This window comes from Paenibacillus sp. FSL H3-0302 (assembly GCF_037982245.1).
Classification (GTDB): Bacteria; Bacillota; Bacilli; order Paenibacillales; family Paenibacillaceae; genus Paenibacillus_AQ; species Paenibacillus_AQ odorifer.
Genome location: NZ_CP150284.1, coordinates 2,921,663 through 2,946,546 on the forward strand (window position 1 = coordinate 2,921,663; position 24,884 = coordinate 2,946,546).

20 protein-coding genes and 1 other annotated feature are annotated in these 24,884 nt (G+C 42.6%); of the genes, 10 read left to right on the forward strand and 10 right to left on the reverse strand.

Annotated features, from left to right (window positions below):
- Nucleotides 1-60: 60 nt before the first annotated feature.
- A complete protein-coding gene (gene fabF, locus MHH50_RS12880; RefSeq protein WP_076308114.1) occupies nt 61-1,299 on the reverse strand; it encodes a beta-ketoacyl-ACP synthase II in 1,239 nt (412 codons plus the stop codon).
- Nucleotides 1,300-1,426: 127 nt separating this feature from the next.
- Here fabF and MHH50_RS12885 point away from each other — a divergent pair, with 127 nt between their 5' ends.
- A complete protein-coding gene (locus MHH50_RS12885; protein WP_076125982.1) occupies nt 1,427-2,287 on the forward strand; it encodes a helix-turn-helix transcriptional regulator in 861 nt (286 codons plus the stop codon).
- A 60-nt stretch (nt 2,288-2,347) separates the two neighbouring features.
- On the opposite strand, the gene MHH50_RS12890 is transcribed toward MHH50_RS12885, so the two are convergent.
- On the reverse strand, nt 2,348-2,635 hold the full coding sequence (locus MHH50_RS12890) for a hypothetical protein (RefSeq protein ID WP_076125983.1): 288 nt from the start codon (nt 2,633-2,635) through the stop codon (nt 2,348-2,350).
- Between the two features lie 162 nt (nt 2,636-2,797).
- Complete coding sequence (locus MHH50_RS12895) at nt 2,798-3,943, reverse strand: MFS transporter (protein WP_076183499.1); 1,146 nt, start codon at nt 3,941-3,943, stop codon at nt 2,798-2,800.
- 191 nt (nt 3,944-4,134) lie between these two features.
- Between MHH50_RS12895 and MHH50_RS12900 the strand changes: the two genes are divergently transcribed.
- Nucleotides 4,135-4,899, forward strand: a complete 765-nt coding sequence (locus MHH50_RS12900) for an exodeoxyribonuclease III (protein ID WP_076279814.1) — start codon at nt 4,135-4,137, stop codon at nt 4,897-4,899.
- Nucleotides 4,900-4,966: 67 nt separating this feature from the next.
- Here MHH50_RS12900 and MHH50_RS12905 read toward each other — a convergent pair whose 3' ends face one another.
- Both MHH50_RS12905 and MHH50_RS12910 read right to left on the reverse strand, forming a co-directional pair.
- Complete coding sequence (locus tag MHH50_RS12905; RefSeq protein ID WP_340034404.1) at nt 4,967-6,406, reverse strand: serine hydrolase; 1,440 nt, start codon at nt 6,404-6,406, stop codon at nt 4,967-4,969.
- An 87-nt stretch (nt 6,407-6,493) separates the two neighbouring features.
- Nucleotides 6,494-7,591 carry a VanZ family protein gene (locus tag MHH50_RS12910; RefSeq protein WP_340034405.1) on the reverse strand — a complete coding sequence of 366 codons (1,098 nt, stop codon included), beginning with the start codon at nt 7,589-7,591 and terminating at the stop codon, nt 6,494-6,496.
- A gap of 191 nt (nt 7,592-7,782) precedes the next feature.
- Here MHH50_RS12910 and MHH50_RS12915 point away from each other — a divergent pair, with 191 nt between their 5' ends.
- From MHH50_RS12915 to MHH50_RS12925, 3 genes are all read left to right on the forward strand, one after another.
- The gene (locus tag MHH50_RS12915; protein ID WP_076219158.1) at nt 7,783-8,130 is read left to right on the forward strand and encodes a hypothetical protein; all 348 of its coding nucleotides are present in this window, start codon (nt 7,783-7,785) and stop codon (nt 8,128-8,130) included.
- A gap of 103 nt (nt 8,131-8,233) precedes the next feature.
- Nucleotides 8,234-8,692 carry a hypothetical protein gene (locus tag MHH50_RS12920; RefSeq protein WP_076219157.1) on the forward strand — a complete coding sequence of 153 codons (459 nt, stop codon included), beginning with the start codon at nt 8,234-8,236 and terminating at the stop codon, nt 8,690-8,692.
- Between the two features lie 104 nt (nt 8,693-8,796).
- A complete protein-coding gene (locus tag MHH50_RS12925; RefSeq protein WP_076275828.1) occupies nt 8,797-10,029 on the forward strand; it encodes an aminopeptidase in 1,233 nt (410 codons plus the stop codon).
- 69 nt (nt 10,030-10,098) lie between these two features.
- Here MHH50_RS12925 and trpS read toward each other — a convergent pair whose 3' ends face one another.
- Entirely contained in the window at nt 10,099-11,094 is a 996-nt protein-coding gene (trpS, locus tag MHH50_RS12930) for a tryptophan--tRNA ligase (protein WP_076275827.1), read from the reverse strand.
- 102 nt (nt 11,095-11,196) lie between these two features.
- Nucleotides 11,197-11,479: a binding site (T-box leader), on the reverse strand.
- Nucleotides 11,480-11,676: 197 nt separating this feature from the next.
- Here trpS and MHH50_RS12935 point away from each other — a divergent pair.
- Nucleotides 11,677-12,102 carry a hypothetical protein gene (locus MHH50_RS12935; protein ID WP_036686349.1) on the forward strand — a complete coding sequence of 142 codons (426 nt, stop codon included), beginning with the start codon at nt 11,677-11,679 and terminating at the stop codon, nt 12,100-12,102.
- Nucleotides 12,103-12,252: 150 nt separating this feature from the next.
- On the opposite strand, the gene MHH50_RS12940 is transcribed toward MHH50_RS12935, so the two are convergent.
- Nucleotides 12,253-12,636: a winged helix-turn-helix transcriptional regulator gene (locus MHH50_RS12940; protein ID WP_076125996.1), complete on the reverse strand. Its 384-nt coding sequence runs from the start codon at nt 12,634-12,636 to the stop codon at nt 12,253-12,255.
- A gap of 225 nt (nt 12,637-12,861) precedes the next feature.
- Between MHH50_RS12940 and MHH50_RS12945 the strand changes: the two genes are divergently transcribed.
- Both MHH50_RS12945 and MHH50_RS12950 read left to right on the forward strand, forming a co-directional pair.
- Nucleotides 12,862-13,398 carry a sigma-70 family RNA polymerase sigma factor gene (locus MHH50_RS12945; protein WP_036686352.1) on the forward strand — a complete coding sequence of 179 codons (537 nt, stop codon included), beginning with the start codon at nt 12,862-12,864 and terminating at the stop codon, nt 13,396-13,398.
- Nucleotides 13,391-14,512, forward strand: coding sequence for a DUF4179 domain-containing protein (locus tag MHH50_RS12950; protein WP_340034406.1), 1,122 nt, complete (start codon nt 13,391-13,393; stop codon nt 14,510-14,512). Before MHH50_RS12945 ends, MHH50_RS12950 begins: the two co-directional genes overlap by 8 nt.
- Before the next feature lie 1,157 nt (nt 14,513-15,669).
- On the opposite strand, the gene MHH50_RS12955 is transcribed toward MHH50_RS12950, so the two are convergent.
- Nucleotides 15,670-17,967, reverse strand: coding sequence for a hypothetical protein (locus MHH50_RS12955; protein ID WP_340034407.1), 2,298 nt, complete (start codon nt 17,965-17,967; stop codon nt 15,670-15,672).
- A 167-nt stretch (nt 17,968-18,134) separates the two neighbouring features.
- On the opposite strand from MHH50_RS12955, the gene MHH50_RS12960 reads away from it, so the two are divergent.
- Entirely contained in the window at nt 18,135-19,706 is a 1,572-nt protein-coding gene (locus tag MHH50_RS12960; RefSeq protein ID WP_076126001.1) for an ABC-F family ATP-binding cassette domain-containing protein, read from the forward strand.
- Nucleotides 19,707-19,708: 2 nt separating this feature from the next.
- Here MHH50_RS12960 and MHH50_RS12965 read toward each other — a convergent pair whose 3' ends face one another.
- Entirely contained in the window at nt 19,709-21,514 is a 1,806-nt protein-coding gene (locus MHH50_RS12965) for a sensor histidine kinase (RefSeq protein ID WP_076275825.1), read from the reverse strand.
- A 5-nt stretch (nt 21,515-21,519) separates the two neighbouring features.
- Nucleotides 21,520-23,148: a response regulator gene (locus tag MHH50_RS12970; protein WP_076304194.1), complete on the reverse strand. Its 1,629-nt coding sequence runs from the start codon at nt 23,146-23,148 to the stop codon at nt 21,520-21,522.
- A 262-nt stretch (nt 23,149-23,410) separates the two neighbouring features.
- Between MHH50_RS12970 and MHH50_RS12975 the strand changes: the two genes are divergently transcribed.
- The gene (locus MHH50_RS12975) at nt 23,411-24,802 is read left to right on the forward strand and encodes an extracellular solute-binding protein (RefSeq protein ID WP_076183515.1); all 1,392 of its coding nucleotides are present in this window, start codon (nt 23,411-23,413) and stop codon (nt 24,800-24,802) included.
- Nucleotides 24,803-24,884 lie beyond the last annotated feature (82 nt).

Sequence of the window (24,884 nt, forward strand, 5' to 3'; positions counted from 1 at the left end):
GAAGGGGTTTCAACTAGTCATGTGTAATGGCTAAGTTGAAACCCCTTTTATAATGTAGGATTAGTCTACGAACTTTCGGATCACAATAACAGCATTATGGCCGCCGAAGCCAAATGAATTGGAGATGCCTATTTCGAGATTAGCTTTTCGCGCATTGTTAGGTACGTAATCTAAATCACAGATGGAATCAGGCGTGCCCTGATTGATGGTAGGAGGAATGATCCCTTCTTGGATACTCTTAACTAAAGCGATGGCTTCTAAGCCGCCAGCGGCCCCTAAAGCATGTCCAGTCATGGACTTATTAGCGGTTACGGGGATGTGGTAGGCATGCTCGCCAAATAATTTTTTAATCGCTAGGGTTTCAGAATGGTCTCCTACTACTGTACTTGTCGCATGCGCACTGATTACATCTACGTTGTGGGGCTGGAGATTAGCTTCATTTAGCGCTAACTTCATAGCTTGATAGGCACCAATCCCCTCTGGATGAGTGGCAACCATATGATAAGCATCAGAGCTAGCACCATACCCGATCACTTCACCGTGAATCTTGGCGTTTCTACGCTGAGCATGGGAGAGTGACTCAAGAATGACTATGCCGCCACCTTCACCGATTACAAAGCCATCCCGTCCTCCATCGAAAGGGCGGCTCGCTTTAGTAGGCTCTTCATTTCGTGTAGATAAAGAGGTGGCATTCCCGAAGCTGGCCAACGAGATTTCAGTAATAGCAGCTTCAGAACCCCCGGCTATAACAATGTCCGCACCGCCATAACGAATTAAACGGAAGGCCTCACCAATCGCAGTATTTCCAATAGAACAAGCTGTTACTGGAGACATGGTCGGGCCGAGAGCTCCAAATTTAATGCTGATCATCGCCGCAGCCATATTGGAGATCATCATGGGAATTAAGGTAGGGCTGACTCGATCAGGTCCACGCTCTTTCAGGACCGTACCTTGATCCATCAAGGTCTGAATTCCTCCAACACCAGATCCTACATAAACGCCAAGTCTCTCCTTGTCAATCTTATCAAGCTGGAGGCCAGAATGTTTCCAAGCCTCTTCAGTAGCTGCGAGGGCAAACTGACTGAATCTGTCCATTCGCCGTGCCTCTTTACGCCCAAATCTGCCTTCTGCATCGAAATCACGTACTTCGCCGGCAATTCTCGTCTTAAAACCTGTTGTATCAAATGAAGTGATCGGGGATATACCCGATTCACCAGAAATTAGCCGATCCCAAAATTGCCCGATTGTATTTCCAAGTGGTGAGATTAAGCCCATGCCTGTAATCACTACGCGTTCCATAATGAACCTCCTCAGCTAGTGTATACTAGTATTTTTCCACTTTATTTATCCTATTACAAGTTATCGTTTATCCTAGTATAATTTGTACTATACTAAAGGAACAGAAATCCCAAAGTGGAGGTAGCTTATGGCTAATCAAACAAGATTACAAGCATTATCCGATTTTTTGAAAGCACGTCGTGCGGCAATTTCACCAAGCTCTGTAGGCTTGCCAGAAGGCACACGCAGAAGAACGCCAGGACTCCGCAGGGAAGAGGTTGCACAGCTTGCAGGGGTAAGCAGTACCTGGTATACGTGGCTTGAACAAGGCAGAGATATAAAAGTCTCGTCCTCTGTTTTGGACTGTATTGCCACTGCACTTAGGCTGACTAAAGATGAGCGGAAGTATCTTTTTGCATTGGCTTTAGAAACTGGAACCGGAACCACACCCTATCCGCAAGATGAATCTTCCGTAATTAGTCCTTCGCTGCAGAAAATTTTACAGGAACTTAAATATTGTCCTACGATAATTTCTGATAGACGTTGCGGAATCGTCGGTTGGAATGAAGCTGCCGCCCATGTTTTTCTTGATTTCTCAAAGCTGCCCATCGAAGAGCGGAATATGATCCGATTGTTATTTGTTCGTAAGGAGTTTAGGCGCTTAGCAGTGAATTGGGAACAATTCGTCAGCGGTTATCTTTCTATCTTCAGAGCGTATTACGGACAGTATGTAGAGGATCATTGGTATGATGAATTTATAGAGGAATTGAAAGAATTGCATCCGGCTTTTAATGAGATGTGGGAGCAAAGTCGGGTTAGTTCGGCCCCGGATGTGTTACTAGAATTCAGACATGCCAAGGCGGGAAAAATGTTATTTCATCTAACCTCTTTGCAGGTTCATGGCAGTGCAGATTTACGCTGCAGCATCTATACTCCTGCGGGAGATTCGAATACTGAAACCAAGCTGAAGCAGCTTATGGAGCAGCATACAATAGAAGGATTAAGCTAGATTCACATAGAGAAGCATCCCTAGCTGAACTTCCAGCTAGAGATGCCTAATGCTACACTATTAGAAATCTGATGTTGAAATTTCAATAGTTCCGAATGTGGTGCCAGCAGGAGTGCTTAAGAGTGCAGCTACCAAAAGGGCATGAACTGCAAGCGTAAGGCTATTGAATGCTGGAATCGTGTATGTGATAACTGGAGCATTCACACGAGTGATTACTAAATCTACTGGGAAGTTGGAGTTGTTGTTCACAGTAACAGCAGCGTTAATTCCACCTGCAAGGTTTTCATAATAAGATTTACCAATGACAGGGGCTAAATTGAAATATTGAAGCGGTAATACGATGGCCATAGTAACGACCTCCTTTTCGTTTGATAGGATATTCTATGTTGAAAATCTATTAATGCTAGAGCGAATGCCATGGTGAATTAGCACTTTTTAATAGAAAAAACCGGGGATGTCCAATAGCCACTTAGAAAGCGGCTGGGACATCCCCGGTTTATTTTCGTACGCTTATTCCGTTTTTTTACGATAAATCAGATACAGTATCAATCCGAATAGCATGCCGACAAACGACATTGCGGAGATCGTTAAGTAAAGAGCTTTACCCCCAAAGGCATCATATAATGCCCCACCAGCATAAGAAGCCAGGATACCTGATACACCGAAGAACAATAGTGCAAGGACGGTTTGCCCTGTAGCACGCCATTCCTCGGGTACAATGCTGTACAGGTATTGAATAGCAGCCGAGTAGAACACAGGGAAGGTAAGAATTTGCAGAATCTGCAAATACGCTAACAAGTGTGGATCAATGATCCAAGCTGAAATCAAGAAACGAAGGAAATAGAAGGCTCCGGAAATCGATATGATAATCAGTTCTTTTCCTTTTCGCAACCACCAGAAGCTTAATGCAAAGACAATGATTTCACTTATTGCCGCGAGGAAAAATGATTGGCCTACCAGTTGAGGACTGCCACCAAGCTCACGAATATAAACTCCAATAAATGTATCGTTCATTCGTGCGGGTACAGAGCTAATAAATATGAGCACCAGAAACATCAATGTCTTTTTGTTGCCAAAAAAGTGCTTGAGGCTATCCAGCGTGACCGGCTTACCTGTGACGGGGGCATCTGGCATGTTCCAGCTTACTATAAAGCTTATAAGGCAAATGGCAACAAACAGAAGAGCTATTCCATGAGAGCCGAAAAAACCAAGCACATAGCCAGTAATCAGAGCCATTACACCATAACCTAGCGCACCATATGTACGGATAGAACCATAGCTAATTCCAGCCGCCTCAGAGACTCGGAAATTCAAGCTTTCTGTCAGCGGATCAATGGGCATTAAGAAGAAATACAGCAGCATAGCAAAAAGAATGAGAACAACGTAACTGCTGGAATCGAACAAAAAGTATCCGGTTACCGCTGAGCATAACAGCAGAGCTAACAGCACTTTGCGGATGGTTTTTGTTTTATCACTGATCATCCCCCATAAAGGCTGGGCAACGATGGTAACAAAACCACCAGTTCCAATAATGAAGCCGATTTGCGATGGGCTTAGACCTTGTTCACTTAGATAGACTGGCAGAAAGGGAATAAACATGGCTAGCAGAGCAAAATACAAAAAGTTAAACCCTCGTAAAAGATTTGGTGCATTCATAAGTTTTTTTACCTCACGTGTTAGAAAATTTGTATAGAGTCAATTTTGCTATTGTATCATGGATAATAAATGATTAGGATATAAATCTATTCGCGGAACTGCTCAAGATGACCCTAACCCTCTATAAATTTCTGGCCGTAATATGATAAACTGGTTACTATTAAAGCAAAATGCAAGGAGAAACGTTAATGATAAAGTTGGTATCATGGAATGTGAATGGTCTTCGGGCCTGTGTGAAAAAAGGGTTTGATGATTATTTTAAGGAAGTAGAAGCAGATATTTTCTGTGTACAGGAGACGAAGCTGCAAGAAGGGCAGATTGTTCTGGAACAGGGTGAAGAATACTATCAATATTGGAATTATGCAGTGAAAAAAGGGTATTCAGGCACAGCTATATTCACCAAAATCAAGCCGATCTCTGTGAGATACGGAATGGAAGAGGATGAAGAAGCGGAAGGTCGGATTATTACGCTGGAGTTCGAACATTTTTATCTAGTGAATGTGTATACACCAAATGCCAAACGAGATCTGGCTAGATTGGATTACAGAATGGAATGGGAGGACCGCTTCCGCAATTACCTTCTGGAACTGGACAAGCTAAAACCAGTCGTTGTATGCGGCGATATGAACGTAGCCCATCAGGATATTGATATCAAAAATGCTAAAGCTAACCGCGGAAACTCTGGCTTTACCGATGAAGAAAGAGGAAAAATGAGTACGCTGCTGGAGTCCGGCTTCATAGATACCTTTAGATATTTTCATCCAGAGCTTGAAGGCGTTTATTCATGGTGGTCTTATATGCCGAAGGTGAGAGAACGGAATGTAGGCTGGCGGATTGATTATTTCCTAGCTTCTTCTAGACTTGCACCTAATCTGCTGGATGCCCAAATCGATTGCCACATTATGGGGAGCGATCATTGTCCGGTCATCCTCAAGCTTGCTGATTTCACAGATTAGAATCGAATATTTAAAAGGCCGCTAAGTCTCTTTAAAGGACGAAGCGGTCTTTTGTATTCATTAAGAATTATAGTCTGCCAATGATCTCAGGGAATTCAGTCGGTCCCATATTCACATTAAACTTTTGTTTAAGAATTAGCTGATTCTCTAGTAAGATTATTTCAAGAGTTATGCAGAAAGGCATTTCAATAAACAATAAAGTAAGCTGTAGCTGATCATCAGCAACCCAAGTAAAGCTGGACATGATTCGGTTCAAGGAAGCATCAATGACCTGTGCGAAGCTTTCGAGCCATTCCCCTCGACCAAGACAGATCACAGAATCCTCTCCAGTCTTAAATTGTAAAGTAACTGCAGCTTCGTTGTTATTGAAAGAGATAGAGAAGCTGTCCAAGGCAAATTGGTTGTCATCGAGCTTATAGGTTAAGCCGTTTATTCGTTCTTCTTGTGATGAAGAGGGCTGCAGTTGTGGCGGATGGATAGATAAATTCTTTAATTGTTCAACCAAGTGGGCAGAAGCAGCCGGCTCTAATGGCAAGGGAGCTGGCTTCATCGCGGGAAGCAGATGTTCCCACACAGCATTCAACATTCCTTGTATACTGTCTGATGCAGCAGTAGTAATAATTACGGCATCTTGCTCCGGAAGCACAACACAGAGTTGACCGAAGGCGCCATCTGCCCGGTAGGCACCGTGCTGGCATTGCCAGAACTGATACCCATATCCCATTGCCCAGTCATGATCACCTTCGCCATTGGAAATATGTTTGGTAGTAGCCTCATTAATCCACTTTTCAGGCAGAACCCGTTGATTATTCCAGATTCCTTTTTGTAAGTATAGCTGGCCGAATTTAGCGATATCCTCGGTTGTAATGTTTAAGCCAAATCCCCCTGTGTTAATTCCACGTGGACAAGACTCCCACGTTGCACCCTGAATGCCCAGAGGAACGAAGAGGCGCGGTTCTAAATATTCTAGCAGTGTTTGGCCAGTAACCCGTTGAAGGATCGCGGCCAGCATGTAAGTAGCACCGGTATTATATAGGAAATGTGTACCCGGTTGTTTCTCGACGGGGACGGAGAAGAAAGCTTTCACCCAATTCCCGTCGGCACTTTTGCGAAGGGTGTCCATAGTATCCACGACATGCCCGGTACCCATCATCAATAGATGTCTGATTGTCATATTAGATAGATTCTCCGTGATAATCGAAGGAGCCTCTTCAGGGAAAAAGGAGAGGACAGAATCATCGAGGGTGACAAGTTTCTCAGTAACAGCAAACCCGATTGCGGTTGAGGTGAAGCTTTTGCTAAGGGAAAATAACATATGCGGAAGAACGGACCTGTAAGGAGCCCACCAGCCTTCAGAGACCATATAACCATGTCGTAGTAGCATAAAGCTGTGCAGGCCTAAATTTTGTTCCTCTACTGCACTAATAAAGCGGGATATTGCGGTTGATGAAATCCCCTGTTTTTCTGGAAGACTTCTAGATAACTGCAAGCTGCTTGTAGTTTCCATACGCTCATCTCCTAAATTTTGAGAATGCTCACCTCCTAATTCTATAATAATATCCAATGTAAAAATACCATTTAAATAATAACTAGTTTAGCTTTCTACAGGGCTGTTGCTGGATACATCAGATTGGAGCCGTTTCTCTGGCCAAGAAATAACATGAGAAGTTCGACTTAGTTTCTCATATATTAGCTGAGTTTCTTTTTTGAATATACTAATGACTAAATGAATAAAGAAAGCCAAGTCTATCAATAGAACAAACAGATGAATAAGCATATTCCATACGGAGGAAAGATGCCCTAGAAGGGCGGAATCAAGCAAAAGAGCGTGAATCCCAAGCAGCACCCAATATAGCAGGCCATATCTGATCATCAGAGCCCAGAAAAAAGCATGATTCCCGCTGCTCTTCACCCGAATCCGCACCATCCATTTCCCTAAGGTCCGTCCGCCCGTGAGAGCCGGAACAAGCATGAAGTAAATACCAGTTACAATCCAGAAGGCAGCTTTTATATCGAATCCGAAGAGTACCCCAAACCCGATGCTCCACACCATACTATCGATTAGAAAAGCTATTCCTCTGCGGGTATAGGAGACTCTTTTGGCAGAGCGGTCAATGTTTGTATCCAGTTGTTCTATACGTGGCAATAGCCCGGAGATCCAAATGGAAATTCGAAATCCAAAAATCCCTCCGATTGTGTTGGTAATGAGATCATCGACATCAAAAAGACGGTAAGGATGATCGAAGAAACCATAAATTCCTGTAATCTGCGTGATCTCAAAGGACAAGGAAAAGGCAAAGGATAGTAGAATGCACACGACCCAGCGTGTACGAAAATAATAGCCCAAAAACATTCCAAACGGTACGGTCAATGCAACGTTAAAAATGACCTGTAAAAATGCAGGCTCACGCAGTAATGACCAGTAGGTCGAGATTTGATCAGGGATGATTGACGATCCATCCACAATATCCTGAATAAACTGAAGGGGAATGAATTGGACGATACTCCCAGAAGGTGCTGCATTGTGCCGGGAGGATGGAAAAGGAAGCAAGACAAGAAAATAAGCGTTCATCAGATAGAGCAGCAGCAGATATAGGATTAAAGCTCTAAGCTTATGTATATAGCCATGTCTGCGGTATTGTACGATAAGAAAAGGTAGTGTGAAGACCAGCGCTGCTATTGGAAACATCATGAACGCATACGAAATTGGAAAAAAGTACGAATGAAACATAAGTCACCTGCCGTGGAATTGTTTTTATAAGAAATTTGACTCTACTTGGAAATTAGCTATCCCCGGCTCATTATAAGTTTTTATGATAGGGAACTCAACTAATTTATCCAACGTTTCCGGCATACATATGTCTATGAAGGAGCGTGAAGTGGATGGAGAAAAAGGTTCAGCAGTATTATCGGCTCAAGCAAAAGCAAAAGGATATTGAAAAAGAATTGGCCGAGCTTCGTCAGGATATTTTAAATTATTGTAGTGAGCAGGAAACTAACGAGACTGAAATTGGCCGCTATAAAGTGAAGCTGGTCGTGCAAAACCGCAAAGAATATGATGATGCAAAGTTATATGAGACCTTATCAGACCCCGAAGTGTGGCGTTTGCTCTCCAAATCAGATCCGGCAAAGGTGGCAAGCTTGACCAAGTTGAATGTAATTTCAGAGGATAAAATCATGCATACTTATGCTTTGAAGACAGTGACACTGTTACAGGTGGATAAAAAATAGGGATTGAAGTGAGCGGTTCCTCGCGGGAGCCGCTTAATTTGGCTCATAACTGGCCAAATTAAGGAAATATGTTACAGTATTAGGGTGGAAGGGAGGTTGAATAGTGAAAAAAATAATCATCGGAGGCGTCATGGGCTTAACGATTTTACTTTTTTTCTTCTTTATTTTGCGGCATAATAATCAATCACTTGAGGTAAAACCGGATGTTATGTTCCCAACAGCGGAATACAGGGTGACTGATAGTAGTGCTCCAGGATTACCTATGCTTATAACTGCTGAAGGGGCGGATGTTATTAAGATACAGGCTACATCCGGCAATTTATTGTTATGGACTCCCCCTGACTACAAGGTGCATAACAAAGGTCTTGAGCTGAAAATCAAATCTGGAGATCAAATTTACTGGAGTCCAATGGATGGGGGGAATAAGCAAATAGATGAACCTCAGGATACCAAGATCACAGTGATTGCTTACCATAATGATAAGCAGATCGGAACGTCCAATGTAGAGATTCATAAGAATGATCTAGGTGTCTATACAGGTGAAATACCTGAAGTGAAGTAGCTGAGAATCTAAATCGAATCGCAACTATCCTCGTTTTGCGTTAAAATAAGAAGTGAAGCTGACCGAGTGCTTATAGCAACCCTAGAGATGGAGGAAGAGAATTCATGAAAGATTTTGAAGTAATGCTGGAGAAATATGCGAACCTAGTTGTAAAAGTAGGAGTAAATGTACAGCCTGGACAAGTCCTTATGGTACATGCACCGATAGAAACCGCAGAACTTACTCGCTTGATTGTAGCGAAAGCCTATGAAGCGGGAGCTAAATATGTAATTGTTGACTGGGACGATGAAGCAACTACACGGATCCGTTATGAAAAAGCCTCAGAGGATTCTTTCGATTACTATCCACAGTGGCAGGCTGAGATGATGGAGAAATTCGCGGAAGAGAATGGTGCCATCTTACATATTAAAGTACCTGATCCTGAACTGTTTAATGGCATTGATTCTTCTAAGGTATCTAGAGCAGTCAAAGCAGCGGCTGTTGCTCGCAAGAACTACTCCAAATATACTCGGAACAGCAAAATCAGCTGGTCTCTGGTCAAAGCGCCAACACGTGCTTGGGCGAACAAGGTTTTTGCCGATCTTCCTGAAGAAGAGCGGGTAGAGGCGATGTGGGAAGCTGTATTCCAGATGAATCGTGTGGGCAGCAATGATCCGGTAGCTGCTTGGAGAGAGCATATTGGTCAGTTGAAAGAAAGTCAGGACAGAATGAACGCTAAACGTTATAAAAGCTTGCATTACCGTGCTCCGGGAACGGATCTGCATGTAGAGCTTCCGGAAGGCCATTTATGGCGCGGGGGTGGCGGTGAGAATGATAAAGGCGTTTATTTTGTAGCTAATATGCCAACGGAAGAGATTTATTCCATGCCCCATCGTACTGGCGTTAATGGCACAGTTAGAAGCACGCTCCCTCTTAATTTGAATGGACGGTTAGTTGAAGGACTTTCATTCACTTTTGAAAAAGGGAAAGTCGTAGCTTATGAAGCTGAATCCGGACGCGAACATTTAACCTCACTGCTGGCAACGGATGAAGGTGCATCTTATCTAGGAGAAGTAGCCTTAGTGCAGCATGATTCTCCAATCTCTCGCTTGAACCGCATTTTTTACAATACAGGGATTGATGAGAATGCCTCCTGCCATTTCGCGCTAGGAAGTGCTTATCCTGTAAATATTGAAGGCGGCACAAAGCTTACGAACGAAGAGCTTGTGGCTAGAGGAGCTAATGTCAGCTTAACTCATGTCGATTTTATGATCGGTTCAGCAGAGCTGGATATTGACGGAGAGCTGGCGGACGGCACGATTGAACCCGTATTCCGTAAGGGAAATTGGGTGTTGTAAGGAGAAGAAAAAAGCCGGATCTCTTCCAATGAGATTCCGGCTTTTTTTGAGTGCCTATACTGGTCATTTTTAGATTGAAAAATAGTTAAGACTCATAGCCTCACGTACTTCGGCCATTGTTTCTTGAGCAATGCTGCGGGCATGCTGTGTTCCAGAGATTAAGATTTCCTGCACAAGCTTGGGCTTAGTAGCATAATAGGAACGACGCTCTCGCATCGGTTCTATAAGCTGATCTAGAGCTGTCGAAATCAACTGTTTGCAAGCAGAACAACCCATAGTACCCTGCTCACAGCCTTCACGAATTTCGATTACCCCCGCTGAGCGAAAAGCACCATGATAAGCAAAAATAGGACAGATATCTGGATGTCCAGGATCATTTTTATGCACACGCGCTGGATCGGTTGTGGCTTTTCGTATCTTAAAGATAATCTCTTCCTTAGTGGAGTCCAGCTCGATGGCATTGCCAAGGCTTTTGCTCATTTTAGCGTTTCCATCCGTACCCACAAGCCTCGGAGTCTCACTGATCAGCGCTCTGGGTTCCACCAGTATCGGGCTGTACAGCTCGTTGAATCTGCGGACGATTTTACGGGTTAATTCCAGATGAGGGAGTTGGTCTTCCCCTACAGGAATTATCGTTGCTTTACAAAATGTTATGTCAGCAGTCTGACTAACTGGATAACCAAGAAAACCGTAATACAATTCATCTAAGCTCGAATTTTTCGATTCGGCTTTAATCGTGGGATTATGCCGTAAAGAATTCACAGTAACAAACATAGAGAACAAGAGGGTCAGCTCTGCGATTTCAGGGATCATCGATTGAATAAATATTGTTGTTTTCTCCGGATTTATACCCGCAGATAAATAGTCCAGTGTGATCTCATGCAGATGTTGACCCAGCAGCTGTGGACGATCAAAATGGGTCGTTAGGGCTTGAATATCCGCTAAAAACACAAAAGTTTCATATTGCTCCTGAAGGGCTACTCGGGTCTGCAAGCTGCCGGCGTAATGGCCAAGGTGAAGCTTTCCAGTCACTCGATCTCCAGTTAAGACACGTTCGTTCATCATATAAATTCCTCCTGTTATTTAGCATTTGGTTACACTCGAGTCGCCACCACCAGCCATCATCCATGGCCATCACCTCCTTTAAATGACAAAAAAACCTCATCCAATAAGGACGAAGTTGTCGTGGTACCACCTTAAATGATCGTGTCACCTTACGATTCTTGGCTTTCGATCTTCTCTTACCTGTACGGAGAGGTTGAATTTATTCTCGATACAGGTCCCTTGATAACGGCGGGAACCCCGGTTTTCCCTACTGCATCCATTAAGATAGTTCGGAAAAACAACTATAAAGGCCATTCGAGCATACGCTGGTCACCGGTTCGCACCTACCACCGGCTCTCTGAAGACCATGTTCGTCTGTCTACTTACCCTTTGTCATCGTTGTTCATGATATGTGAATTATTGTAATTCTGAACAGGGGTGTTGTCAATGAGTAGAAATCGTATGGTGATTGACGAGGTATCTAGGTTTATATGATCTAGCAAAGTATACCTTAAATGTATATAATCATCAGGAATTAAGTCCAATCTATCATTGTGGATTCACAATATACTACTCTATAACCTTGAAATGGAGTGATGATAAATGGCGACAATAATAAGTTATGGGTCACAGGCAAAAATCCCGTTAGATCCGTTTACTACTGCTATAACGGTTGCAGGGATTCCTGGAGCTGGAGCGGGTTTAGCTACAGCGCAAGTAAATATTAGTCCGGCTAATCCGGCTTCTTTCTCCAGTAGAGTCGAGTTAAATGGTAGTTTTAGTCTTACTGCACTTGCTAATAGCCAATTTCTTGTTATCATCCGACGAGCTGGAGTCGATATTTATAGATCCTTTTATCGTTTTACTACAATTACTGATATTCAATTAAGTGCTCAGTGGGTCGATGGTGCTTATATTGGAGTCCACAACTATGAATTGGTAATTCAGAATGATAGCAACTTGCCTATCAATCTATTTGGACCCATATCATTCACAGCAACTGCTATAGGAGGAGAAGGCGTAATTTAAGTTATGTTCCAATGCGCCATTCAAGGGACGGGTGAATCAAAGCTTTGGACAGTTGAATCGATCTGATTCAGCTGTCCTTTTTTCGTGGGTGTATAATTGAAGTCCAACTCTCGCAGCATAAATCTCCAACCATTTTCTTGATATAGCGGTTTATTTATTTAAGATGTTATCCTCTAAAACAGCGTATTTATCACCGTATTGCTTAATGATATGTTGTTCTCCCCAATTACATAATGCAGTCAAAATATCGCTTAAACTATCCCCATATTCACTAAGCTCGTATTCTACTTTTGGTGGAACCTGATTATAAACAATTCGGTTGATGATTCCATCTGCCTCAAGCTCGCGTAGCTGCTGGGTTAACATTTTTTGAGTAATGCCGGGCATCAACTGTTTTAACTCGGAGGTGCGTTTTTTGCCATGAGTTAAATGACATAGAATTACGCATTTCCATTTCCCTCCGATGACCTCTAGGGTGGCTTCAACAGAAATATTGTATTTTTTCTTGACAGTTGTTGTAGATGTTGTTGTCATGATAACCTCCAAGGTATGGGTACTTTTTAGCACCTATGGCACTTTTAAGTGCGTACTATTAATTATGTCCAATTTAACTCATCATAACATTTTTCGTTCAATTTTTATAGAATGCTATAATTTAGAGAGCTTTGGGCGAAAAAAAGTTAAGTGAAATAAAAACCGTTTCTATACCTCCCCCGTCTTAATCTATGAAAGGTTGAAGAGAGGAGGCTAAGGAAGGACATGACGATGACTAATGCAGAAATGAAAAAAGTAACGATTCTTGATACTCGGAGCGAGACGGATTTTTACGATTCGATATTGGTACATAGAGAACAATTGTACAGTATTGCTTATAGTTACTTGCGGAACCGAAACGATGCGCTGGAAGCGATGCAGGAAATGACTTGCCGGGCTTGGATTAAAAGAAAAACTTTAAAGGACCCCAAAGCATTCAAATCATGGATTATTCGCATTCTAATTTATGTCTGTATAGATGAACAAAGACGAAGAAAACGTTCCATGCCGCTGGTAGATGAAAGAATAGGAGAACAGGTCACACACATTGGCCATCATCGGATGGAAATGCTGTGGGCACTCGAGCAGGTTAAGCCCAAGTATCGCCATGTGCTGCTGCTAAAATACTACAATGATATGACCTTGACTGAGATCGCTAACATTATGAATAAACCCGAGGGGACGGTTAAGACTTGGCAGCATAAGGGGCTCAAGCAGTTGCGAACCATCATAAAGAATCGGGGTGAATGGAACAATGAGTAGTCAAGAGGAGCTTGCCATGTTAAGCGATGCCGGACATATCCCACAAGAACAAAAAATAGAGAATGCAGCCGCTCAGATCTATGCGATCCAAGCAGGTTTGGAATTAGGCAAGAAACGTGGCAGAAGGTTAATGTTCACAAAAAGCGCGATGTCTGTGCTGGCGGCTGCAGTGATGATAGCGGGCTTGCTGTTCTTCAATCCAACCCAGCTGTTGCCACAGCAAGGGACTTCGAGTGTTGAAACGTTTGATTGGGGCGTATTGGAGCCTTTTAAAACATTGGCTGCAGCTGATATTGATGCTCTTACACTAGAGTCTGCAATCCGGAATGATTATGTACAAATCGTTAATAAGAGTGCTGAATCAAATGGATATAAAATTACGCTAAATGCTGTGCTTGCTGATGAAAATAAAATCATGCTGCTGTATACAGGGACAACAAGTGATGGTCAGGAAGTGTACAGTGTAAATAGTGTGAAGCTGACAGATGCTGAAACTGGACGAGACGTAATGGAGGAGAATGGGAATAGGGGCGGAATGGGAGCACACGCAGAGGGAACCATATATACTTGGCTCGGTAAAACTGTATTCTCACTGGACCGAAATAAACCAAGGCCAACAGACGTAGTGGCGGATTTTCAGATTGCCTCTGTAGACCCGGGAATGTTAAGTAAACCGAAAACAGGAACGGTTTTATCCGACATGCGGTATTCTGATCGTTTAAAAGTGAACTTCTCTATTGATCCTAAGTTTTGGGAGCAGAAGACGGAGACATTAGTTGTAGACCACCCCTTCATAATTGACGGACAGGAAGTAAAACTAGCCGAAGTCGAGCTTTCTCCGTTAAGCATAGCGCTCAAATTTACGATAAATGAGGAATTGAAAACGGATTGGATCGTCCGAAATGAACTGTTTCAAAAGCTCCCCTATGAATTAACAGCGCAGATTGGGAAGCACGACATTAAAATTAATCCGAATTCTGGTAGTGGATCTGATGATGGATTTATAAGTTACTTCAGCAGTAATGTGTTGGATCACCCGAAGTCACTGCGACTGAAACTTAATGCGGGGGCAGATCGAGAGAAAGAAGAGTATATTGATATTCTGAAAAAATGAGCGGTAAGCGATATTAGTGAATATGCGTTGGGAGTTGTAATATAGAAAAAGGCCGCTGGTTGCGGCCTTTTTGTTATTGTTGGGACATTATACTAACTTTGCGAGTTACCTTTTAACACCAAACACGCCACTTGTTAAATGAGAACAAACTCCTGATGCTCCTATCGGGACTGTATGTGCATAATGCTCCTCACGTTTCTCAGGTTCCTCATGTTCCTCACGCGCGTAACACTTCTAACGGACTGTATTGCAGCTATTTTAGCTTTTTTGAGCATTTTGCTGAGTTTTCGGACTGCATAGCTCTTATTGGTCTAAATCCACACCAAAATTGAGCATATTGGGTTGAATAGCTGCATCTGAGTCCGATAGCACTGCGAAATGCCCGGATTCTTCGAAATAAGGGCTCCTGAGTCCGAACCATCTGACCTCGTAAATACTGCACTGTAAACGGTAAAATCACCGCCTAAGCGTCTGAGCAATTTCGGCGGTACAAAAGTGGTGCTAATGTGGCATTAGTGCGGTACAAAAGAGTTGCTAATGTGGCAACTAAGTTAATAACGCTCCTCAGGTTTCTCATGCTCCTCACGTTTCTCATGTTCCTCACGCGCGTAACACTCCTAACGGACTGTATTGCAGCTATTTTGGCTTTTTTGACCATTTTGCTGGGTTTTCGGACTGTATAGCTCTTATTGGTCTAAATCCACACCAAAATTGAGCATATCGGGTTGAATAGCTGCATCTGAGTCCGATAGCACTGCGAAATGCTCGGATTCTTCGAAATAAGGGCTCCTGAGTCCGAACCATCTGACCTCGTAAATACTGCACTATAAACTGTAAAATCGTCGTTTGGCCTCGTAAATACTGCACTATAAACTGTAAAATCGTCGTCTGACCTCGTAAATACTGCACTGTAAACTAAAATCGTCGTCTGACCTCGTAAATATTACACTCTAAACTGTAAAATCACCGTCTGAGCGTCTGAGCAATTTCGGCGGTACAAAAGTGGTGCTAATGTGGTGCTAATGTGGCGTTAATATGGCGGTAGTAGCACTAATATGTCGCTAATTTGGTGCAAAGGTGGCGCTAGTGTGGCAACTAAGTTAGTAACTTTTCTCGTTGTAGTAATGGGATATGTGTTCAGTAATTAGTTAGTCGAGTTAGTTGCTGTAATTTGTTTTCAACCATTCCTCGTTTGACCAGGACAATTTGCCTGCTCCTGAGCCGTCAACAGCGGTAAGTCTAGATTTTAGACTAGCTGGGTCATCTGAAGTGTAGCTGTAAGGTAGTGTTGTGAATCCGTTCCATGCAAATGCTTTAACGGCAGCGGGTGCAGGGGAGAGAGGGCTGTTCTTTGCTGTACTGTCTCCTCTGAATGTTGCTCCATCAAGTGAATAGATCGTATCTAAAGCTGCGATTGCACCCGTATATTTGCTATTATTTGCATCCGCTTGATTGTTGCGAAGAGGATACACTACATCAATGATTACAGAACTTTCAAGTAATACAGCTCCTCCTTCTGTCGAGATGGCTCCGTTACTTGTAACCCCGAAATGATACCCCTTGCTTGAGATCGCTTTTTCCATAGCGGAGGTTAGACGTTTTTTAGCCAATCTGGTATCTTCGTTGTCCATTACAATGTTATAGGCATGCGCATTACCACTACGAAGGCGGGGCATGCGGTCTTGTATATCTTTATAGTAGTTGTGATGGAGCGTTACAGAAAGAAGCGCATTATCAGCTGCAAACTCTGTTGCGCCTATTAAGTGGCCCTTTTTTTGACTAGCGGCAATCGCAATGATGTCGTCTTTACTTAGGCCAACTGAGCTGCTTCTTAAATAAGCGTACATGGGATAGGCAGCCTTGTTGGCTTCCATAGCATTAATTTGCTGAGTAACCCAGCTGTTTGCGTTTCTATCATCCCCTAAGAAGGATGACCATGAAATGGTGACGCCGTTGCTGCCTTTTTTAACATCGACAACTCCGTCATAAGATTTATTGAAAGTGCAGTGGTCGATCCATACGTTGTTGCTGTTTTCAATGGTGATGTAGTCCCAGTCGTTTTTATCGTAATTCCCTTTGGTTGCTTCATCCCATTCCCACAGCTCATCAAATTCAAGGTTGCGGATGATGACGTTAGAGCTTCTTTTAAAGGTAAAAGCGGCATGTTTAATGGTTGCACCCTTAGCAGAGAAAATGGTCAAACCGTCGAAGTTGTCCATAGACACTTTGCTGACACCAGTCTCTATTAATACGGGATGTGTTAAAGCATTGTTATGAGCGCTAAATGGGGAGATCTTTGCTGCATCAGAAATTTCATTCCATCCCAGATCCAAGTCGTTCATAATTTCAATAACCTTTATTTTGGATCCTTTTCTCAGTGCAGTGGCAAGATCTTCTGCGGTATATACCTTTTTATAGAGTGGACTGGTTTCTTGGATATTTCCACCACCTGTTGTTCCTGTGGCAAACCCAGCCAAATCATATTCACTAACCTGAACCGGTGTCGACGTTGGTGAAGCAGTCGGTGTCGGTATAGCAGTAGACGTTGGTGAAGCAGTCGGTAATGGCGTAGCAGTAGGCGTTGGTGAAGAAGTCGGTGTCGGCATGTCAGTTGGTGTTGGTGAAGCAGTCGGTATCGGCGTAGCAGTTGGTGTTGGTGAAGCAGTCGGTATCGGCGTAGCAGTAGGTGTCGGTGAAGCAGTAGGCGTTGGTGAAGAAGTCGGTATCGGTGTAACAGTCGGTGTCGGTGTTGGTGTAGCAGTAGGTAATGGCGTAGCAGTAGGTGTTGGTGAAGCAGTCGGTAATGGTGTAGCAGTAGGTATTGGTGTCGGTGTAGTGCCAATGGTGTCAGAAACGGTCACGTTGTCGAACATCGTAATTGTCTTAAAGGTAACGAGCCCTGCTGCACCTTTTTTTAATTTGGAATCGGAAGCTGAGAGCTCCAGCGTATCATTTACATACATGTTGATGGTATTTCCGCTCATTTCGAGTTTTACATTATACCAAACTCCTGTTTGCAGAGCGTAAGGTTTGCTGGTCAAAGTTGTAGTAGATCCAGAAACCTTCTTTCTGATTTCCAGCATGCCATCATTATTATTATACAAAGAAGCTGCATAAAAATTATTTCCATCTATGTATCTGCCCGCAACATAAGTTCTGTTTGAGCCATTAAAATCAACAACTTTTACATCCGCTTCCACAGTGTAATCGCTCCAGGCTGGATCACCTGCAGAAGTACGTCCTTCTTTTGTGGCAGAATGGTAATATACGCTGTTGCCTTCGTCCTCAACAATAGTCCAATTCCCACTAGTGGATGTCCATAGATTATCGCCCTCTTCAAAGCGGTCTTGGAAGAAGGTAGAAGCACTTGCCGGATACACAATAAAAAGAGAAAAGAGCAGGGTAATGCACATAATAACACTCGCATTTTTCTTGAATGATTTTAGCAAACTCATTGTAATCCTCCTTATGTATTTATAAATTTATATTAATATAAATACATATATCGGAAATAAATATAAGTAATAATATGATTATAAAGTCCTTTTTTTAATTAGTGCTATAATAGCTTTTTGGGTATTCAACGATGAATTCTGATCTATACGAACTAGGAGTGATAGATTTGAGCGTAATCCGAATGGAGAACGTAACTAAGAAATATGAGAATACATTGATCTTTCGAGATATTTATTTTCGTGTGAGCAAGGGCGAACGTATTGGCTTAATCGGACGAAATGGAGCAGGTAAATCTACTGTTTTTAAGCTAATCATGGGAAAAGAGGAGCCAACGGCAGGAAAAGTAGAGTTAGATCCCAATGTGAAGATCAGCTACTTCTCTCAATTTTCGGAGCTTTCCGGGTCTTTGTCTGTACAACAAGAGTTAGAACTTTGCTTCGAAGAGGTAGCACGCATTGAACAGGAGCTTAACCAAATAGGAGAACAGCTTGGGCAGGTGTCGGATGATGTCCAGATGAATGCACTTTTAGAGCGCCAAGCTGAGCTTTTTGAACAAATGGAGCATTTGGATGGCTGGAATGTATCTGTGGAAATCAATACGGTGCTGACTAAATTAGGATTCGATGAGAGATCGCGGCATCAACCTGTAGAGGAGTTATCCGGAGGCTGGAGGAACCGCGCGGCACTGGCTAAAGTCTTAATTGAAGCGCCCGATGTTGTATTGCTCGATGAGCCTACTAATTTTTTGGATATGGAAGGAATCGTATGGTTGGAGCAGTGGTTGCACCGTTTCAATGGGGCGATGCTTCTGGTTTCTCATGATCGGCAATTTATTGACAGAGTGGTCACGCGGACGATAGAAATCGAGAACTATCATTTTCAGGAATATGAAGGCAATTATACCGATTACGTTCGTAAAAAGAAGATGCGTAAAAAAGTGCTCGATCGGCAATTTGAGTGGGAAGAAGAACTTCTCCTTATGGAGTCCGAGGCCATTGAAAACCGTGGTAGCAAGAAGTCTTCTAAGGACCGTCTATCCCGTAAGCTAACGGATATGAAAAAACGAGTGGAACCTCATCCAGTTAACGTATTAATCACTGATATTTATAGTAATTTACGTTTTCCTGACAAGCTGGGGGAAGTGAAGCGGATTGGACAAAGTTATGATGGCCGCTCCATTTTCCAGAACATTAGCTTCGATATTCAAAAGGAAGACCGGATAGCTATCGTGGGTCCGAACGGCAGTGGAAAGTCGACACTCATCAAGGTACTGACTGGACAAGAAGCACCGGAATCGGGGGAAGTGACTTGGGAACGCGGGGTCGGTTATGCGTACTTTAATCAGATGTGGGATGAGCTGGATCATAAAGATACCGTCAGCCATGCCGTAAATGTTTATGGACTGGGACTGGACGCACCGCGGAAAAAGGTGAATAAATTTCTAGCGATGCTGCAATTCTCGGAAATGGATCTGAGTAAAACGATTGGCAGCCTTTCAGGCGGACAGCAGGCCAGAGTGGCTTTAGCGAAATGCCTTCTCTCCGGAGCTGCTGTCATTATTTTAGATGAGCCCACTAACCATTTGGATTTAACCAGTATTCAGGTGATGGAGCAGGCGTTGATTCATTTTCCTGGCGCTGTAGTAACAGTTAGTCATGATCGGTTTTTTATTGATAAAATAGCGACGAAAATGCTCACCTTTGATCCTGAATTAGGCATTACTGAGCAAAATGTCTAGGATTACGCGGGAAGTCGGATGATCACTGTCGTTCCTTCCCCTACGTGACTGGAAATTTCGATTCCATATTTTTCGCCAAAATGAAATTGAATGCGATCATGAACATTTTTAATGCCAATATGCTCTTCATCTAAGGTATCTGAGGGTTGAGAGAGACGGAAACGCAGCTGTTTAAGTTTCTCTTCCTCGATGCCAATACCGTTATCTTTAACGATAATCAGCATATCCTCCCCCGATATCACCGAGGATACCTCAAGCAGACCTGGTTCACTGCGGCTTTCTAGGCCGTGTACGATAGCATTCTCTACGATGGGTTGCAAGGAGAAGTGCATGACCTTAACGATTTCGCATTGCGGATCTAGCTGCTCCATGTACTGTAATTTATCCCCAAAACGCAACTGCTGAATCTTCACATATAGCCGGACATGCTCAAGTTCTTCGCGCAGGGTAACGGTGATTTTCCCAGTCTGGATATGAATCCGAAACAATCTGCCCACGATCCCCACCATCTCGCCAATCTCTCTTTGTCCATTGATGATGGCTTTCATTTGAATAGATTCAAGGACATTTGCCAGAAAATGCGGATTGATTTGGCTTTTGAGCGCACCATACTGGGCTACTTTTTGTTGAGCCTTGGCCATCGAAGATCGCTCAATATAGTTTTGCAAATCTTTTACCATCTTACGAATTCCATTATATAGAACCCCAAATTCATCTTGACGATTACTATACAAATCTACATCGAAATTCCCCATCCCCACCAGCTTCACCTTCCGGCTTAACAGAATAATAGGTTTGGTTACGCGTTCCGAGAGGATATACATAAATAAGAGTGCAGTGACAAGCGATAAGAGCGCCAAGGTTAAAATGATTTTGCCAAGAAAAGAAGCCTGCTTAGTCATCTCTTTCTCATCAATATATTGAATGACCTTCCAGTTGGAGTAAGGAGAGGTAACAAAATTAATGTACGAATCCTTGTCATCAAAAGTACCATATAAGCTCCCGGCGTCATTGTTCATAAAAGTGTTAAGCGCCTGTTTGTCGATAGGGACTGGCTCTAAAGGACTCGTCTCCAATGAATCTGAGCTGTAAACGTTGCCCCCCTTATCGTCTAAAATAATAAATTTCCGCTTGCTATTCTCGGACAGCTTTAAGATTTCCCGTAATGAATCCAGCCGGATATCGATTAACATGACACCTAAGGGCTGCTTGCTTCCTTTTTTATTAATGACTCTGGCGATGGAGATGACGGATTGTTTGGAATTGGTGCGATAGAAGGGGAGATGACTTCCAAACAGGATTACGCCCCCCTTTTTTTGCTGCGTCTGTAAATACCAATCCTCTTGGGTGTAGTCCTTCACATCATAATCCGCACGATTGAAATTGGCGGAGTAGAATACACGTGACCCCGCGAAAATCTGCACACTGTCGACATTTTTAATCGTCATTTCAATCCCGCTGATGAACTGTTCAATCGTGTTTCCATACTGAATACTTAGATCATTCCCGATATTATCTTTGTTGATAGTCCAATGCTCGAGAGCGGTTTGTAATTGACTATCTACCTGGGCATTAAGGGTCCCTTTTTCAATACTTTGCAGATACTGGTCGATGTTGAAAGAAAGATTATTAAGGATGAGATTAGAGCTGCTTTGATATTCATTTTTGACGGCTTGATTTGAAAAAATATAGATAATCGCGGATATAATCAGCAAAGGAATAGTAATGGTCAGGATCATCAGCACAAAAATCTGCCGATTGACATGCCGCATCCGATAGCGTTTTTTTGGCTGGTTTATTTGCATCATTTTGCTTACCACCCCGATTGTTTTCTATAGTCTGATGGGGTCATGTTGGTGAAGAGCCGGAACGTTTTAACGAAATGCTTATAGCTCTTGTAACCACACATTGTGCAGACATCGGTCACTAGAATTTCCGGTTTTTTTAAGCATTCCTGCGCGTATTCCATACGGATTTCGGTTACAAATCGCATATAGTTCTTATCGAGTTTTCTTTTGAACAGACGGCTTAAATAAGAAGGGTTATAGAAAAAGCGATCCGCTACCATTTGTAGAGTAATATCTTGATCAATATTAGCTCTAATGAAGGATTTAATATGTTCAAAGATAATCACATCCTGCTGATGGTTATCCGTCAGACCTTCGGTATATATGTTCCCCAGATGAACCATCCAATTCCCCAGCCACTCGAACATGACCTCAAGGGAGTGAAAATCCTCAACAAAAGTAAGGTTTAATAGTTTATCGCTGTACACACCATCCCTATGAATGTGGTTTTTATTAGCGAAGCGGATAATGACACTTATGATTTCTTGTACATACGCAAGCCATAGATCAGGTGAAGGGCCATCTGCTTTATGCAAAATATCTTGTGCCAATCGTTGCATTAATTGTAGAATTTCTTGTTTATTGGCATTTTCGATGCAGGAGATTATTCGTTTCTTATCGTTGTCATCTAGTTGGATAAGCATTGGTTTAGTAGCTGTGGCGCCTGCCTTTATGGAAGAGATATGGAATATATTCTGTTCATTCTGATAGAAGCGTTGATATAACAGCTTTTCAGACTCGTGAAGTAATGAAGTGATTTGAGACAGTTCGTTCGTCACTGTACCTATGGCAAGATAAAGGGCAAGATGATGTTCTAACGTAAGCTTGTTCAAATGCTGATCGAGTTCAGTAAGTACTTGGGTCTCAAAAGGGACAATGCTCGTTGCAGTCTGTGATCCCATGACTATTAGCCCGTAGAGTTTGGATTTAGCAGCATATGTAAAAATAGATCGTGGCAGACTCGCCGGGAGATAGGCCTCCGTTGCAAGATGTATGAACTTAGTCGCCTGTTCTCGCATCCACCTTGTGGATGGTGAAGGTGTTTCTCTGATAGGGAAACCTGCCAAAACAAAAGGGAGATACAGATAATGTTTACTTTTAAAATTACATAATTCAGCGATCAAATTAGTGTCAATTGCAGGTTGTTCTTCTTCGAGTAGTAGCTTTATAAGTTGTGAGCCTTCCAGAGTAGAACGTTTCCTTTGTTCTTGTTGTTTAAGTTGCAGCTTGTTCATGCATTCTTGAATCACGGTTAGGCTTTCTTCATATTCCAGAGGTTTGAGCAAAAAAGCATGCACACTCCCAAGTTTAATGGCTCGTTGAGCGTATTCGAAATCATTAAATCCTGTCAAAATAATAAACAAAGTATCAGGAAGGAATTGGCGAAGCTCTTCTATCATCTGAAGACCATCCATTTCGGGCATGCGAATATCAGTGATCACTAAATCTGGCTGCTCACGTAGTGCGGTAGCGACGCCTTCTTTTCCATTCTCCGCTTCAACAATACTCTGAACACCAAGCTCCTGCCACGAAAAGTAATGTTTTAATCCCGTCCGTATTAACGGTTCATCCTCTACAATCATAAGCTTGTACATGAAATCCCTCCGGAAGACTAGATTTATAGTGGATTTTTCAACAACGATATCATCAAATGTAAGTTATAAGCTAAAAATTAAAATAATTATAGGTGAAATATGTAATGTATTATAACATTGAAGAGGGGCTGAAAGAAGGTATAGGTCAGAATACGACCCTAAATGTAAAAGGAGTGGGATTCTCCTGAATTTATAATTGATTTATGATTAGCGCAAGGAATGAGAAAGCATTCTATTCCACAAAAATAATAGGGGGTAGCACATGAGAGCAATGAAAAAAGGGCTAATGAGCATTGTTGGTGTCGCACTTTTAGGTACACAGTTAGTTGCATGCGGAAATACGAATACAGCGAATTCCGCCAATGAACCAAGTAATAATACTGATAAGAGTGAGCCCGCGGCCACTGAGACTGCTGCTAAACCAGTAGAAATAACATGGTGGAATTTTCCGAGCTTTCAAGCTTTAGATGGTGAAGTTGGCAAATATGAGAAGGAAATCATTGCAGCTTTTAATGAGAAGAATCCGGAAATTAAAGTCAACCTTGAGATGATCACCTTTGAAGGCGGCCCTGAAAAACTGAATGTGGCAATTGCTTCGAATACCGCACCTGATGTAATTTATGATGCTCCTGGACGGATTATTGACTGGGGTAAAAAGGACTTATTAGCACCTCTTAATGATATGGTGACCGATGAAGTGAAAAATGATATTTCGGAAGCCTTTTGGAAACAGTCTAGTGTTGGCGAAGAGATCTTTATGTACCCGATCAATACAGCTCCTTTTATGATGGCGGTAAACAAGACTGTTTTTGAGAAGATTGGCGCGCTAGATTTGCTTCCTCTGGATAAGGAAGACCGAACTTGGACGTTTGAAGAATATAAGAAAGCGCTGGAAGCTGTTAAAGAAAAAGCACCTGATGTTATTCCTACCGGATTCTTCGCGAAGAGCCAGGCTGGAGATCAAGGAACTCGTGCATATCTTGCTAACTTAGGTGTATCCAGATTTCTAAATGAAGATAATTCCGCAGTCGCTATCAATACTGATAATGCTGCAAAAGCGTTGGATTGGATCGTTCAAGCTACAAAAGATAAACTTAGCGTTTCTGGTGCGGCTTCCCTTGCGGCTGCTGACGTGAACGACTTATTTTTACAAGGGAAATTAGCCTTTACACTCAACTATTCTGCAGTACTTAAAGCTCAGAACGTATCTAAAAAAATGGTTGAATTCGAAGATGTTCTGCTTCCATTCCCTACTTTAGATGGATCGGAACCTAAGCTTGAACCTTACCTCGGCGGTATGGCTGTATTCAATAATGGTGATGAAGCTAAGATTGCAGCTTCTAAGAAGCTGATTGATTTTATTGCTAATGATCCTGTATGGGGGAAGAAAAACTTGATTCAAACAGGTGGTTTGTCTGTTCGTAATTCGATTACAGGTCTCTATGATGATGCAGAGTACAAATACGCTGAGTATGCTCGTAAATTCACAACAGATGCACCTACCATTGCCGATGGATATGCTGATATTCGTACCTTCTGGTTCCCTGAATTACAACGTGCTTTAACTGGAGGAGCAACCGGTAAAGAAGCTTTGGACAGCTTTGCTGCAAAAGCAAACGAAGCGATTACGAAAGCAAAGGCTGCAATGAAATAAAAAAAGTGAATGGTGTCCAAAAGAATAGAGTGCGGGAAGCACTCTTTTCTTTTTAAATCATCGAAGAAATGGGGAAGGACTG